This is a genomic window from Nocardia tenerifensis NBRC 101015 (genome assembly GCF_000308715.1).
GTDB lineage: Bacteria > Actinomycetota > Actinomycetes > Mycobacteriales > Mycobacteriaceae > Nocardia > Nocardia tenerifensis.
In genome coordinates, this window is record NZ_BAGH01000072.1 from 1 (window position 1) to 13,794 (window position 13,794).

The 13,794-nt window shown below is 68.0% G+C and carries 13 protein-coding genes; 6 read left to right on the forward strand and 7 right to left on the reverse strand.

The annotated features are described in order from the left end of the window. Positions 1 to 363: 363 nt before the first annotated feature. The 3 genes from ON39_RS05910 to yhjD are packed head-to-tail and all read left to right on the forward strand — an operon-like array spanning position 364 to position 3,470. Positions 364 to 1,320 (forward strand): oxygenase MpaB family protein, encoded by a 957-nt coding sequence (locus tag ON39_RS05910; protein WP_040731966.1) that lies wholly within the window; start codon positions 364 to 366, stop codon positions 1,318 to 1,320. 48 nt (positions 1,321 to 1,368) lie between these two features. Then, on the forward strand, positions 1,369 to 2,400 hold the full coding sequence (gene trpS / locus ON39_RS05915) for a tryptophan--tRNA ligase (RefSeq protein ID WP_040731944.1): 1,032 nt from the start codon (positions 1,369 to 1,371) through the stop codon (positions 2,398 to 2,400). Between the two features lie 41 nt (positions 2,401 to 2,441). Next, entirely contained in the window at positions 2,442 to 3,470 is a 1,029-nt protein-coding gene (yhjD, locus tag ON39_RS05920; RefSeq protein ID WP_040731947.1) for an inner membrane protein YhjD, read from the forward strand. 53 nt (positions 3,471 to 3,523) lie between these two features. Here yhjD and ON39_RS47000 read toward each other — a convergent pair whose 3' ends face one another. From ON39_RS47000 to ON39_RS05945, 5 genes are all read right to left on the reverse strand, one after another. Continuing rightward, positions 3,524 to 4,645, reverse strand: a complete 1,122-nt coding sequence (locus ON39_RS47000) for an RDD family protein (protein WP_051186339.1) — start codon at positions 4,643 to 4,645, stop codon at positions 3,524 to 3,526. A gap of 4 nt (positions 4,646 to 4,649) precedes the next feature. After that, positions 4,650 to 5,318 carry a hypothetical protein gene (locus ON39_RS05930; protein ID WP_040731949.1) on the reverse strand — a complete coding sequence of 223 codons (669 nt, stop codon included), beginning with the start codon at positions 5,316 to 5,318 and terminating at the stop codon, positions 4,650 to 4,652. After that, complete coding sequence (locus ON39_RS05935; RefSeq protein ID WP_051186340.1) at positions 5,311 to 6,600, reverse strand: hypothetical protein; 1,290 nt, start codon at positions 6,598 to 6,600, stop codon at positions 5,311 to 5,313. The genes ON39_RS05930 and ON39_RS05935 overlap by 8 nt, the downstream gene beginning before the upstream one ends. Beyond that, a complete protein-coding gene (locus ON39_RS05940) occupies positions 6,597 to 6,905 on the reverse strand; it encodes a hypothetical protein (protein WP_146251069.1) in 309 nt (102 codons plus the stop codon). The genes ON39_RS05935 and ON39_RS05940 overlap by 4 nt, the downstream gene beginning before the upstream one ends. Positions 6,906 to 7,042: 137 nt before the next feature. Continuing rightward, positions 7,043 to 8,326 (reverse strand): D-alanyl-D-alanine carboxypeptidase family protein, encoded by a 1,284-nt coding sequence (locus ON39_RS05945; RefSeq protein WP_040731956.1) that lies wholly within the window; start codon positions 8,324 to 8,326, stop codon positions 7,043 to 7,045. A gap of 100 nt (positions 8,327 to 8,426) precedes the next feature. Between ON39_RS05945 and ON39_RS05950 the strand changes: the two genes are divergently transcribed. Together ON39_RS05950 and ON39_RS05955 are read left to right on the forward strand one after the other, a co-directional pair. Continuing rightward, positions 8,427 to 9,989, forward strand: a complete 1,563-nt coding sequence (locus tag ON39_RS05950; protein ID WP_040731957.1) for a DHA2 family efflux MFS transporter permease subunit — start codon at positions 8,427 to 8,429, stop codon at positions 9,987 to 9,989. Next, entirely contained in the window at positions 9,979 to 10,587 is a 609-nt protein-coding gene (locus ON39_RS05955; protein ID WP_040731958.1) for a TetR family transcriptional regulator, read from the forward strand. Before ON39_RS05950 ends, ON39_RS05955 begins: the two co-directional genes overlap by 11 nt. Before the next feature lie 16 nt (positions 10,588 to 10,603). Here ON39_RS05955 and ON39_RS05960 read toward each other — a convergent pair whose 3' ends face one another. Continuing rightward, positions 10,604 to 11,503: a phenylalanine 4-monooxygenase gene (locus ON39_RS05960; protein ID WP_040731960.1), complete on the reverse strand. Its 900-nt coding sequence runs from the start codon at positions 11,501 to 11,503 to the stop codon at positions 10,604 to 10,606. 360 nt (positions 11,504 to 11,863) lie between these two features. On the opposite strand from ON39_RS05960, the gene ON39_RS05965 reads away from it, so the two are divergent. Then, complete coding sequence (locus ON39_RS05965; protein WP_040731961.1) at positions 11,864 to 12,067, forward strand: type II toxin-antitoxin system VapB family antitoxin; 204 nt, start codon at positions 11,864 to 11,866, stop codon at positions 12,065 to 12,067. A 9-nt stretch (positions 12,068 to 12,076) separates the two neighbouring features. Here the strand turns inward: ON39_RS05965 and ON39_RS05970 are convergent, their stop codons facing one another. Next, positions 12,077 to 13,606, reverse strand: a complete 1,530-nt coding sequence (locus tag ON39_RS05970; RefSeq protein ID WP_040731962.1) for an alpha/beta hydrolase — start codon at positions 13,604 to 13,606, stop codon at positions 12,077 to 12,079. Positions 13,607 to 13,794 lie beyond the last annotated feature (188 nt).

A 13,794-nucleotide genomic window follows, 5' to 3' on the forward strand; every position in this document is an offset into this window, starting at 1 on the left:
CGCTGCGCGCGGCCGGCTCACCCGTCGCCCGACCGCCGCTCCCTATGGAACTGCTGCGCGAGGCTTGCCCGCCCGTCGCCCGACCGCCGCTCCCTATGGAACTGCTGCGCGAGGCTTGCCCGCCCGTCGCCCGGCCACCGCCCCCCACGGACTCGCTGCGCGAGGCTTGCCCGCCCGCCGCCCGGCCAGCACCCCCCACGGACTCGCTGCGCGAGACTATTCCACCCGTCGCCCGGCCCCCCGCGGAATCGCTGCGCGCTGTCATCCCCCGATTCTGGCACGCCACAATTCTGGCAGAGAGTATTGCCAGAATCGGAAATCTGGCGGATGCTGTTGCCAGATGCTCTCGACGAGGAGGCGGCGATGTCCGAGCCCGGTTACTTCAGCGACCATTCCATGGCCCGCCGGGTCATGCGCAAGCGCGCGGTCGGCCTCACCTATGGCCAGCGTGCCCTGGTCGTCGGCGCGGTCCACCCGCTGCTCTACGTCGGCACCGCCGAGAACACCGCGCATAGGATGACCCCGTACACCAGGCTCGCGCTCACCGGCCACCTGTTCGAGGCCGTGTTCCTCGGTACCAAGACCGAGGCGGATCGCGCCCTCGAGTTCACGAAAAAGAAGCACGCGGGTGTGAGCGGCGCACTGCCGGAGGACGCCGGCGCGCACCACCCCGCGGGCACCGGTTACTCCGCGCTCGACCCGCACCTGATGTACATGACCATGGCGTTCACCTTCGACTCCGCCGAGGTGATGTACGACCTGCTGGTCCGCCCGATGACCGACGGCGAGCGCGAGGGCCTGTACCAGGACTACGTGCGCTGGGGTGAGCTGTTCGGCATGCCCACGAGCGCCGCGCCGGGCAGCTACCGGGAGTTCCGCGCGTCCTTCGACACCTACCTCGCCTCGGACGAACTCTTCCTCACCGACGAGGCGTGCCTGGTCGGCTCCTACCTCGCCGGGCAGCGCGTGCCGTATCCGCAGCGGATGCCGATGCGGCAGGTCACCTCCGCGTTCTTCCTTCTGGTACAGGGCAGCCTGCCGCCGCGGATCCGGCGGATGTACGGCATGCGCTGGGGGACCGCCGAACAGATCGCCTACCGGGCGCTCGCGCAGGCGGTGCGCACCGCCCACGTGGCGACCCCGTTGACGCCGCCGGTGCTGCGCGAGACCCTGGCGGGGCCGAGCGCGCCGGTCTACAAGCTCGTTTCTCGGCGCGAACAGGAGTTGGCCGCAAAGGGCAGGCCGAGCATGCCGGGAGTGGACCCGCGCAGCTGGGTGGAGCGGAACTCGGGTGAGCAACGGCGCGCCGCGGTCCGGTGAGTGACGGGGTTATTAAATAGGCTGGACGCGGCATGGAAAGATCGGGGTATGTCCGTTCCTGCAGAAACCCCGGCCGCTGAACGCAAGCAGCGGGTCCTTTCCGGGATCCAGCCCACCGGTACCTCGTTCCACCTCGGCAATTACCTTGGGGCGCTGCAGTACTGGGTGACCATGCAGGACGACTACGACTCGCTGTACTTCATCCCGAACCTGCACGCGATCACCGTGCCGCAGGATCCGAAGCAACTGCGCGCCAAGACCAAGGCCGCCGCCGCGCAGCTGCTCGCCATCGGCATCGACCCGAAGAAGTCGACGCTGTTCGTGCAGAGCCAGGTGCCCGAGCACGCCGAGCTGGCCTGGGTGCTCAGCAGCATCACCGGCTTCGGCGAGGCGAGCCGGATGACCCAGTTCAAGGACAAGTCGGTCAAGCAGGGCGCCGACAACGCGTCTGTCGCGCTGTTCACCTACCCGGTGCTGATGGCGGCGGACATCCTGCTCTACCGCGCACATCAGGTGCCCGTCGGCGAGGATCAGCGCCAGCACCTCGAGCTGACCCGAAACCTGGCCCAGCGCTTCAACACCCGATTCAAGAAGACGTTCGTGGTGCCGGAGGCGCACATCGTCAAGGGCACCGCCAAGATCTACGACCTGCAGGACCCGACCTCGAAGATGAGCAAGTCGGCCTCCACGGACGCGGGCCTGATCAACCTGCTCGACGATCCGAAGATCAGCGCCAAGCGGATCCGCTCGGCGGTCACCGACACCGAGCGCGAGATCCGCTATGACCCGGAGCAGAAGCCGGGCGTCAGCAATCTGCTGGTGATCCTGAGCTCGCTGACCGACACTCCGATCGTCACGCTCGAACAGGATTACGCCGGCAAGGGTTACGGTGACCTGAAGTCCGACGTCGCCGACGCGCTGGTCGAATTTGTCACGCCACTGCAGGCGAAGGTGCAAGAGTATTTGTCGGATCAGGGCGAACTCGACCGTATCCTCGCCGCCGGTGCCGAGCGCGCGCGAGAGATCGCCGGCAACACCCTCGCACAGGTATACGAGCGAGTGGGTCTGCTGACCCGCTAGTGGCCGATACCGCGCGAGGTCTCTCCTGAAGGGGCGAACTGGTGCAGGTGATCGACAACGTCAAGGCCGGGATCGAACGACGGATCCAGGCGCTGCCATGGCTGGACCATCTCGTGCGAGCGGGCGGGCGGTATCAGCGTCAGCGTGGCGACTACTACGCGGCGGGCATCACGTATTTCACGGTGCTGTCACTGTTTCCGCTGCTGATGGTCGCCTTCGCGATCGCGGGTTTCGTGCTGTCGAGCAATCCGGATCTGCTCGGCGAGGTGCAGACCAAGATCGTCGACAATATTCCGGGCTCGGTCGGCGAGCAGCTGAACGAGGTGATCGACAAGGCGGTCGAGTCCCGCGGCACGGTCGGCACGCTCGGTTTGCTCGCCGGGGTCTGGGCCGGGCTGGGTTGGATGGCGAACCTGCGGGCGGCGCTGACCGAGCAGTGGGAGCAGAAGAGCGAGGAGCAGAACTGGTTCATGGCCAAGCTGTCCGATCTCGGCGCGCTGCTCGGGCTCGGCCTGGCCTTCGTTGTCTCCCTTGGCCTCTCCGCACTGGCCTCCAGCACTCTCGGCGAGCGGCTGCTGGAAAGCCTGAACCTCTCGGACCTGCCGGGCGCCCGGCTGCTGCTGTCGTTGGTGTCGATCCTGCTCGGGTTCCTCGCCTCGTGGGCGGTGTTCGCCTGGGTCATCGCCCGGCTGCCGCGCGAACCCGTCACCCTCGCCAGCGCGGCCAAGGCCGCCGCGCTCGCCGCACTGGTCTTCGAGGTCTTCAAGTTCGTCGGCTCGATCTATCTGCAGAAGGTGCTGAGCAGTCCGGCGGGCGCCGCCTTCGGCTCGATCATCGGCCTGATGGTCTTCAGCTACGTCACCTACCGCATCATCCTGTTCGCCACCGCCTGGGCCGCCACCGCCTCGGACAACCAGCAGGAAGCGCAGATCCCCGCCCCGCCCGCCGCCGTCATCGCCCCCCGCGTCTCCGCCCGCGAACTCTCCGTCGGCGCCGGCGCCACCTTCTTCGGCGCGGGAGCCCTTGCCGCCCTGGCCCTCTCCACCCTGCGCCGCCCAGGCAAACGCTGACCCAGTGCGCTACATCCGTGTCCGTGCGCGGGTTTCGACGTCGGAACCCGCGATCAGGGTGTACCGCCGCGCCGGATATCTCGTCGGCGTACGGCGGGCAGGAAGTAGTTCTCCAGGTCGTCCGGACCCGGCCCGCCGAGGAGGCCGTACGGGAGATACACATGCAACAACCACACGGCCAGTAGACGACCGAATGACGGGTACTCGCCGTCCTGCGGGCGGATGACGACCAACCCGAACAGCGCCTTCCCGATCGTCGTATGGAATATCGACTGGATGACGACCCGGTCGAACGCCGAGGCGGCGAGGAAAAAGCCAATCGGGACAATGGGTTTGATTCCCACGTGTTGCCAGTCGTGCCGTGTGATGGCGTCCGGGGCAAACGCAGGACTCACGGCGACGGCGGCGCCGATGCCGCAGCCGACATGGATGACCCAGTCGAGGAGGAAGGCGAGAACGCGCCGCAGCATGCGTGGCGCGGGGTATCGCTCGTCGTTCCGTCCGCCGTGCCGTTTCGGCACCGCCGACTCGTCCACCGGCTTCATCACGGTATGTCCGCGTTCCCGGACCAGCTGGTATTCCGGTCGTAAACCTGTATTCGACTGCGTCTCATCCGTTCTGAAGGTGAATTGAGGCGCCGGCCTGAATCTGGAGCGGTAGGCGTAGCGCAGATCGCCGCCGCCCGGCCTGGAGACGATGCCGTATTTGTTCGGATCGCCGGCGAACCAGATCTCGGAGGTGCTGTGGTTCACCAGCTTTCCGATATCTCTGGGCCACGTACTCAAGATCAGCGTCGACACCGGAACGCGATGCTGATCCAGCAACTGCACCCATTCGTAGCGGCGGGTGGCGATGTAACGCACCGGCCACGACACCCACGGAAACCGCCGCAGGGCCTTTCGCCTTCGTCGATTGATCCACAGCAGTGTCCCCCCGATAGGCAGCGCGATCCCCAAGACCAACGCCGACAGACTGATGCCCAGCGAGGCGAGCGTCGCCAGATTCTTCGAGGCGACCCGCGGTTGCAGATCGATGAAGAACACAGTGAGCGGCAAACTACCGACGCCGACCAGGAACAGAAGCCACCGAGCGATCCGACCTTTCCGCATGGCAGCCCTGGTCGTCGGATGTGCCTTGGCCGGAGGCGGCGTGATCATCTCGTTCGGCACGATCATCGGCTCACAGATCCAGCGATGATGGGGCACGGGACGACGCGGCCGAAGTGACGAACTCCACCGACGCTGCCATGGCGGCGATCATCGGAACGAATTCCTCCCCGTATTCGACAGATGAAGTCGAGCATTCGACGGCGGCGATGGCGGTACCGTCCGTTGCGGAAACGACCGCCTCCAGTTGATACACCTTCGCGACGGCACTCTCCGATGTCCGATCGGGAAAGTCGGGAGCCGGAAGCTCGCGCACTCGGTCGAGCAGTAGTATCGGCCGACCGGAAACCTGGATCATTTCAATGTTTTCGAAGGTCCCGCCGTCGCTAGTGCGCGCCGTCAGCACGTCCGCCAGGGCCAGGCGCGGATTTTTGCGCTCGCCGTATTCATGCACCGAGACGATCAAGGTGGACGATATCGTCTGCCCGTCGGCCGCGGAATGCCGGCCGAGCCCGCAGTAGACGGCGTTCAGCTGGGTGGCCCTGGTAAGTAGCACCTTCAACGCTTGCAGCACAGCGGGTGCCGCGGAACTCACGGGCCCGGGACCGATTTCCGCGAACACCGACTCGGCGCGCGACACCGAGCCGGCGATGTCGGTCAGGGGTAGTGCGACGTACCCGCCCGGCACATCTATCGCGATGGACAAGGGCTCGCGACCATTGCAGGCGGACACGTCAATCACCCGCCGTCTGGGGCAACACGACGTCGAGGATCGAATTGACGACCTTGCCCGAACGAGAGAACAAGTCGACGGCTTCGGCAGCCGTCGCGACCTCCGCGTGGTCTCCGGCTATGCCGGTGGCCTGGAAGACATTTCGGGTGGCCCGGTCGAGCCCCAAGACTTCGACGACTTTGGGAACACCCGGAATTCCGCCGATCGCCTTGGAGACTATCCCTGGTTCGTGGGTCACCGCGTTGTACACGGTGCCGCCGATGCGCTCCAACCCGCTGAGCGATTGTGCGGCGTGAACGCCGTCGGCGAATTCGCTGCCGCCGCGGAGCAGCCCCCAGCCGACCTTTCCCGCGCCGACGCCCGCGCCGCCGACCGGAGCGAGCCCCATCGCGTCGAGTCCGACCGTCGTCCAGGCGTCCAGCTCACCGTTCTGTAGTCCGGCGCGTATCGCGGGATCCGATAGGTCCAGTCCCAGCAGTCCCGCAGTGGCGCCGGCAGCCACGACGAAACCGATGATGTCGAAGGGCGGCGGCGTCACGAGGGCGACCAGCCCACCGGCCGCGGCCAGGATCGACAGCGCTTGGTGCACGCCCTCGCGATGCTCATCGATCCACTCACCGACACTCTTCACCGCATCGGCGATCCGGTCCCAGATGCTCTTGTCCGGCGGGCTTGGCGCGAAATCCTTTGCGGCGGAGTCCAGTTCGGTAGCGGCGCGGCGCGCCGTACCGTCGTGCTGGGTTTCCAGGTCGTGGGCGCGCTGCAGGACGGAGTCGATCTTTCCCTGCCAGTTGTCGACCTCGGTGCCGGCCGCTCGAACCTGAGCTGTTGCCGCGTCGAGGCGCGCTTGCGCCGCTTGCAATTCGCCCTGGTCGGTGAACATGACGTTCGCGAGCGCCAGGTCGGGGTTGGCTTGGGCGCTCTGCAGGGCGGCGACCGCTTGGGCATGCCGGCTCTTCGCGTCGGCGGCCTCGGCCTCGAGTCGCGTGGCGGTGTCCTGGTAGCCCAGGAGATCGGTGTGCCATTGGTCGAGCAGAGTCACGGCGCGTTCCAAAGACTTCTGCGCGTAGCCGAGATCTTGGGCGAGGGTGGCGTCGAAATCGGCGCGGAAGGCGTCGCCCGCATCGCCTTTCCACACGTCGTCGTTGCTGTTGCGTAGTCGGGACAGCAGGTCGTTGGTTTCCCGCACCGCGACGGCCGACGTATCGATTTGTCCGCGCAGCGCGGCCACGTCGGCGGGGATGCCCGGGACCGGGTTGAAGCCGAGGTTCGGATACGGGTTGTCGCTCATGCCTTCGCCCGTGTCTGTCCATCGGTGACACCGGTGACCTGGTTTAGGACGTCGGCGAGAGCAGTATCCACGTCCCGGTACGCGTCGCGGCATTTTCCAACGCCTTCCGCGGTGACCTTGGCCGATTCGCCTATCCGTTCCAGCCCGAAGCGCCACCGCCGTTGGAAACTGTCAGCCGCGTCGTTGAGCGTTTTCGTGCCGATGTCGCCGTGCCCCTCCTTGCTCATCGCCGTCAGCGCATCGGTGAGCACCTGCTCGGCACCGCGTAGTGCCTGGACCGTCTTGCTCAGAACATCGATGTCCACGCCGAGAACTCCCGCCACGTCAACGCACCCTTCGCATGCAGCGACCGCACTCGGTCGATGGAAACGCCTACATATGCCATAGACGCGGGGTGGTTCGAAAAGGTTCCGTCCGCGCGAAGATCATTGATGGGGCTGGTCTAGCGTCGGCGGTTCAACCGGCGGGCGCCGAGGAGTAGGGCCAGGGCAAGGATGGTGCCGCCGGCGATCCAGAGAAGGCGGGTGTCGCCGTGGTCTTCGTCGGTGACGGGGCGGGAGTCTTGGTCTCCGGGTGGTGGGGAGGCCAGGGTGGCGCCGGAGGTGCGTTGTTTGCGGTCGGGGCTGGGCAGCTCGCCTACGGAGGTGCCGCGGGGGAGGGCGAAGCCGTAGTCGAGTAGGCGGGCGGCTTGGTCGGCGGGGCGCAGCGGGCGGACGTCGGCCTTGAGGAGGGTGACGACGAGCCTGCGGCCGCCGCGCTCGGCGGCGGCGACGAAGGTCTGCCTGGCGTCGTCGGTGAAGCCGGTCTTGCCGCCGAGGGCGCCCTCGTACTCGTAGAGCAGGTGGTTGTCGTTGCCGATGGCGAAGCCTGGGTGGTCCTTGTCGCCCTCGATCGCGGGGTTCGCGGGATAGCCGGGGAAGTCCACCTGCTCGGTGTGGATGAGCTCGGCGAACAGCGGGATGGTCATGGCCTCGCGGAACAGCACCGACAGGTCGTAGGCCGAGGTGCTCATGCCGGGTCCGTCCAGGCCGGACGGGCTCGCGGTCCGAGTGTCCAAGGCGCCCAACGACTTCGCGAGTTCGTTCATCTTCGCGACGGTGGCCGCCTCGCCGCCGAGCTGGGTGGCGATGGCGTGCGCGGCGTCGTTGCCTGAGCACATGATCAGGCCCTGCATGAGCTGGCGGTTGGTGTAGTGGCCGCCGGGGCCGATGCCGACCCTGGTGCCGTCGGCGTTCGCGTCGTCCTGGGTGCCGACGACCACCTTGTTCAAGTCGAGGGTGCGCAGCGCGACCGTGGCGAGCAGCACCTTGATGGTGCTGGCGGGCCGGTAGCGCCCGTGCGGGTCCTTGGCCGCGAGCACGTCGCCGGTGTCCAGGTCCGTGACCTGCCAGGCGGTCGCCGAAATGTCTTGCGGCGCAGCGGGCGCCCCCTTGGGCAGGACCACGCCGCACTCGCCGAGCCGGTCGCCGCCGACCGGGGGTGCCGGGATGGGCAGCGCGGTCGGCGTCGGCTCGCCGGGTTGGGGCACCTCGGACAGATCGATCGGCGCGGGCGGACTCGTCTTCTGCGGGCAGTTGTCGGTATTGGGCGTGGTGAACGGCGTCGTCGGCGTGCTCGGCGGCGGCGCGGCCAACGCCGGAACAGCCGTGCCGGCGCACACCGCCAGGGCGGCCAGCGCGGAACCTAGTCGAAGTGCGGCGCGACTGCGCGAGAGCCAAATCTTCATCGTTCGCGAGCCTAGCGATTTCCAGCGGGAGAAGAGTATTGACATAGACTACTAAATGAGAGCTACTATCAAAAAGTATAAACTCTCACTTGGAGGTCCCATGCAGATGGACTCGACCCGGCGCTGGCTCGCGCTCGGCGCGCTGGCGGTGGCGATGCTGACCATCGGCCTCGACGTCACGGTGCTGACCGTGGCGCTGCCCACCCTCGCCGTCGACCTGAACGCGAATACCGCTGCGCTGCAATGGTTCAGCAGCGCGTACACGCTCGCGCTGGCCGCGGTCATGCTGCCCGCCGGCGCGCTCGGCGATCGATACGGCCGCAAGAAACTGCTGCTCGCCGCGTTGCTCGTCTTCGGCGGCGCCTCACTCGCCTGCGCGCTCGCCGCCTCGGCCGGTCAGCTGATCGTCGCGCGGGTGGTGCTCGGGGTCGCGGCCGCGGCGATGATACCGCTGTCGATGGCGGTGCTGCCCTCGCTGTTTCCCGAGCCCGAGGCCAGGCAGCGGGCGCTGACCATCTGGATCACCTCGACGGCGATCGGCCTGCCGCTCGGTCCGATCGTCGGCGGCTGGCTGCTGCGGAACTTCTGGTGGGGCTCGGTGTTCCTGATCAATGTGCCGATGGTGGTCATCGGTGCGCTCGCCGTGTTCACCCTGGTCCCGGAGTCGCGCAGCGAGCAGCGGTTCCGGTTCGACGTGCCGGGGGTGCTGCTGTCGGTGCTCGGCATGCTCGGCCTCACCTACGGATTCATCCGGCTCGGCGAGCACGGGTGGGGCAACGGAATGGGCTGGGTCGCCGTCGTGGCCGGCGCGCTCGTGCTCGGCGCATTCGCGCTCTGGCAGCGCGTGACGGCGCATCCGCTGATCGATCCGAGCGTGTTCGCGATCGCCGGATTCCGTTGGGGCACCGCGCTTTCCATCGTCGTCAACTTCGCGATGTTCGGCATGTTCTTCACCGTGCCGCAGTACTTCCAGGCGGTGCTCGGGGTGGACGCGCTGGGCAGCGGACTGCGACTGCTGCCGCTGATCGGCGGGCTGATCGTCGGCAGCAGGGTGGTCGACAAGGCGCTGCCGAAGCTGGGCACCAGGGCGATGCTCACCCTCGGCTTCGGCCTGCTCGCGGGCGCGCTGGCGCTGGGCGCCATGACCGACGTGCACAGCGGCTACGGGTTCACCGCGCTGTGGACGACGTTGCTCGGCGCGGGCATGGGCCTGGCGATGCCGACGGCCATGGGCTTGGCGATGGGCGAGCTCACCGCGGAACGCTCCGGCTCGGGCTCCGCCCTGATCCAGGCGCTGCGCCAGGCCGGAGGCACCATCGGTGTCGCGGTGCTCGGGACGGTGCTGTCCACCCGATACCGTTCGGAACTGGGTCCGTTGAATCACGAGCCGATCTCCGACGGGGTGAACGCGGGCGTCGCGGTGGCCCGCCGGCTCGGCGACTCCACGATCCTGCACCAGGTGCAGACCGCGTTCGTCGGCGGCATGTCCGCCATGCTCTGGGCCTGCGCGATCCTGTGCGCGGTGTCGGCGGCCGTCGCCGCCGTGTTCATCCGATCGAGGCAACCCGTCGAGGTGACCACGGGCGACCCGGCGGCGGCGTCGGATGTCGCCGGTGGCGCCGTCCGATCCGCCGATGCGTCAGAATCGAGTCATGTCGGTTGAATTGTCCGGGGAAGAGCCCGCGGTGCGCGGCCTGCGTGAGCGCAAGAAGGAGCGGACTCGCCGGACGATTCGCGAGGAAGCGTTCCGGCTGTTCCGAAGTCAGGGCTACGGCGAGACCACCGTCGAGCAGATCGCGGCGGCCGCGGAGGTCTCCCCGAGCACCTTCTTCCGCTACTTCCCCAGCAAGGAACAGCTGGTGCTCGCCGACGACCTCGATCCCTTGCTGATCGAGGCCGTGCGGGCCCAGCCACCCGACATCGCGCCGCTGGCCGCGTTCCGCAACGCGATCACGGAGGTTTTCACCCAGCTGCCCGCGCCGGCGCTGGCCTTCGAGCAGGAACGCCAGGCCCTCGTCTATCACGTGCCGGAGCTGCGCTCGGCCATCGCCTTGGAGTTGGAGCGCAATATCGCGATGGTCTCCGCCATGATGGCCGAGCGAATCGGCCGAGCCGAGGACGATTTCGAGATCCGGGTCCTCGCCGGCGCGCTGACCGGCGCGGGGCTGGCGATCGCGCGGATCACCCCGATGAACGTCGACAACATCAACCGGATGCTCGACCTGCTCGAGGCCGGGCTGCCGATCAGTCGGCGAGACTGACCGTCGCCGGCGAAAGTTACTGCGCCCCGGCCGCGCTCGAATGCCGCAGCCGGTCCGGGGTGTCGTCGTCCATCGTGGCGAAGAACCCGCCGATCACGTCCTCGATCTCGCCGACCGACTCGGCGCAGTACAGGATCGGCTGGTAGTGCGTGATGTCGTAGACCGCGGTGCCCATCGCGGCGACGTCGAGCGGCCGCAGGTCGGCTTCGCGGAACTCCTCGATCTCCCCGTACGACGAGAGCAAACCCGCACCGTAGCAACGAACCTCGTCGTCCTCGCGGACCACGCCGAACTCCATCGAGAACCAGAAGACATTGGCCAGGAACTTCAGCGCGGTGTCGGTCTCCAGCCTGCCGACCGCCGCACCGACCGCCTCGTAGATGGCGGCGAAGCGCGGGCTCGCGATCTGATTGGCGTGGCCGATGATCTCGTGGATGGCGTCGGGCTCGGGGGTGTACAGCGGCGCGGAGTGGTGGCGAATGTACTGGGTGGAGTGGAAGGTCCGATCCGCGAACGAGCCGAAGAACTGACGCAGCGGCACCAACCCGGCGGCCGGGGCGTAGCGAAAACCGCTGAGCGGCACCAGCGCCGCCGAGACCTCGTCCAACTGCGGGATGTGGTCCTTCGGCAGCGCCAGCCGCGCCGCGGCGTCCAGCACCTCGGCGCACGCGTAGGTGTGGTGTTTGCGGGAGAGCTCGGCCGAGGCGATTCGCCAGACCTGCTGTTCCTCGTCGGTGTAGCCGATCTGCGGCACGGGTTTACCCGGCGCGTAGTCGAGCGCGAGCGCGGCGATGGCGTTGCGACGGGCCCGGTAGTCCGAGTCGTGCACGCCGGGGTGCTCGTCGCTCAGGTGGACGGTCACATCGCCGTCGCCGGACCGGGTCACCGGTGAGTACAGCTGAGCTTCGGTGAACATACCTCGATGCAAGCACCGCTCGGGCTTGTCGACAACAAAAGCCCGCGCAGCTTGGCAAAGTGTCTAGCTGAGGGTCCATGGATGCGTAATTACCGGCGTCCGACGGCGGTCTTCGCCGGCGAGCTGTCCAGCGCCCGCCCAGCCTGCGGCGGAACGCGGTCCACCGGCGCGCGGCGGCTACGATGCCGAGTGTGTGCGGAGCGTCCGGCCGGAACGGTGGGTAAGGCCGAGGCGGCCCCCTAACCCCCTGTTGCCGTGCATTTCTCGTGGTCGGTACCGCGCATCCGGTGGATCTCCTCCGATTTGCCCGGCGGGAACGAGCGTCATAGCGCAAAATGGCGAATGTATGAAGGAGGACGCATGAAATCCGTGCGGATCGATCTCGACCAGAAACTGCTCGCCGCCGCGGCCGCCGTCATAGGCACCTCGACGAGCAACGCCACCATCAACGAGGCCCTGCGCCGGATCGTCGTGCACGAACGCCAACTGCGTCATCTCGAGAAGCTGGCCGCCAACGCGCTGTTCACCCTCCCACGCCCCGAGGTCGTGGTCGTCGACGGGTAGGTCGGCGGGTCACGGTTTCGAGCACCGCAGGCCCTCGGCCGGCGGCGTCAGATCGACCAGATACTTCAGCACCGGCTCGTCGACGCAGGCGATGCCCTCGAACGCGGCGCCGTGCTGGGTGCCCTCGTAGGTGATCAGCGAGGCCCCAAGGGTTTTCGCGAGGGACACACCGCCGGGGTACGGCGTAGCCGGATCCCCGGTGACGGCGACGACCACGAGTTTTGGCAGCCCGGCCACGTGTGGCACGTGCGGTTGCGCGGTGGGCGGGACCGGCCAGAACGCGCAGGCGTCCAGCGGCGCCGCGCTACCGGGCAGTCCGTCGTCGAAAGCCGGTGCGGCGGTGCGGGATCGGCGGTCGATGTCGGTCGCGACGGCGCGGTCGGTGACCCTGACCTCCTCCAGGCAGAGCACCGCGCGGTGCACCTCGTCGGAGGAGGCGTCCTCGTAGACGCCGGCGTCGCCGAGGAGTGCTTCGCCGTGCCCCCTGGCCAGCTCGGTCAGTCCACGGGTCAGACCCGGCCAGGACGCGGGATGGTAGAGCGAGGCGATCGTCGCGGTGGTGACGGCCCCGTAGTCGAGTTTGCGGCGATCCGCGGTGCTGATCGGCTGCTGGATGAGAGGTTTGACCAGGGCGCGATACTTCTCGCTCGCCTTGGCCGGGTCGGTGCCGAGGGGGCAGTCCGGCGACTTGGCGCAGTCCGCGGCGTAGGCGTCGAACGCCCGTTGGAAGCCCGCGGCGGTGATCACCGGGTCGCTGATGTTCGTGGTCGGATCGACGGGCGCGTCGAGGACCATGGCGCGCACGCGATCCGGGAACAGCTCGGCGTAGGTGGAGCCCAGGCGGGTGCCGTAGGAACCGCCGAAGTAGGTCAGCTTCTGCTCGCCGAGCGCGGCCCGCACGACGTCCATGTCCCTGGCCACGTCGACGGTGCCGACGTGCCCGAGCAGCGTCAGCCCGGTGCGTCGCGCACACGAATTGGCGTACTCCTCGTTCTCCTCCTCGATCTGATCGATCTCGACGAGCGGATCGGTCCGGCCGAGCACGCGCTGGCCCGTCTCGAACTCGGCGGCCGTGCGGCAGGTGACGTGCGGGGTCGAGGCGCCGAGCCCGCGCACGTCCATCCCGATCAGATCGAACCGCTCGGCCACCGGCGACTTCGCCAGTGCCAGCGGCAGATCGAGCCCCGGCGCGCCGGGGCCGCCCGGGTTGGTCAGCAGCGACGCGACCCGTTTTCCGGCGGCGCGCAGCCGGGAGAGGGCGATGCGCCCGGTGTCACCGTCGGGGTTGCCGTAGTCGATCGGCACCGTCACCCGGGCACACTCGAGACCGGCCGCGCCGAGCTCCGCACCGCCCTGATAGCCGTCGCAGGAACCCCACGCCAGGGTCTGTTGGTAATACCGATCGAGGGTCGGGGGCGGTGGTCCGGCGGGGGCCTTGTCCTCGGCGCACGCCGTGGTCAGCAGCGCGAGCGCGGCGACCACCGCGGGCAGTAGCGTGACGCGCGTCGATGCCGCAATCCCCTTGCGCGGTGTGAACATTCATCAGCCCCTGTGCTCGGTCGACGCATTCAGTCTGCCCGACGAGCGCGGATCCGCAATCGGCAGGACCGGACAACTCGGACCGGCCGAGGGGGTTTCGGACGCGGGCAACATGTCGGTAGGGCCTGGCAGACTCCCAGTCACTGTCGCCGTGACCAAGGGGTGGAACGATGCCGGTCTCTCTTATC

What these genes read in the sequence shown, in the direction of transcription:
- ON39_RS05945 (WP_040731956.1), bottom strand. Translation starts at nt 8,326, where the DNA reads ATGAAGATTTGGCTCTCGCGCAGTCGCGCCGCACTTCGACTAGGTTCC.
- ON39_RS05960 (WP_040731960.1), bottom strand. Translation starts at nt 11,503, where the DNA reads ATGTTCACCGAAGCTCAGCTGTACTCACCGGTGACCCGGTCCGGCGAC.
- ON39_RS05910 (WP_040731966.1), top strand. Translation starts at nt 364, where the DNA reads ATGTCCGAGCCCGGTTACTTCAGCGACCATTCCATGGCCCGCCGGGTC.
- ON39_RS05935 (WP_051186340.1), bottom strand. Translation starts at nt 6,600, where the DNA reads ATGAGCGACAACCCGTATCCGAACCTCGGCTTCAACCCGGTCCCGGGC.
- ON39_RS05970 (WP_040731962.1), bottom strand. Translation starts at nt 13,606, where the DNA reads ATGTTCACACCGCGCAAGGGGATTGCGGCATCGACGCGCGTCACGCTA.
- trpS (WP_040731944.1), top strand. Translation starts at nt 1,369, where the DNA reads ATGTCCGTTCCTGCAGAAACCCCGGCCGCTGAACGCAAGCAGCGGGTC.
- ON39_RS05965 (WP_040731961.1), top strand. Translation starts at nt 11,864, where the DNA reads ATGAAATCCGTGCGGATCGATCTCGACCAGAAACTGCTCGCCGCCGCG.
- ON39_RS05950 (WP_040731957.1), top strand. Translation starts at nt 8,427, where the DNA reads ATGCAGATGGACTCGACCCGGCGCTGGCTCGCGCTCGGCGCGCTGGCG.
- ON39_RS05955 (WP_040731958.1), top strand. Translation starts at nt 9,979, where the DNA reads ATGTCGGTTGAATTGTCCGGGGAAGAGCCCGCGGTGCGCGGCCTGCGT.
- ON39_RS47000 (WP_051186339.1), bottom strand. Translation starts at nt 4,645, where the DNA reads ATGATCGTGCCGAACGAGATGATCACGCCGCCTCCGGCCAAGGCACAT.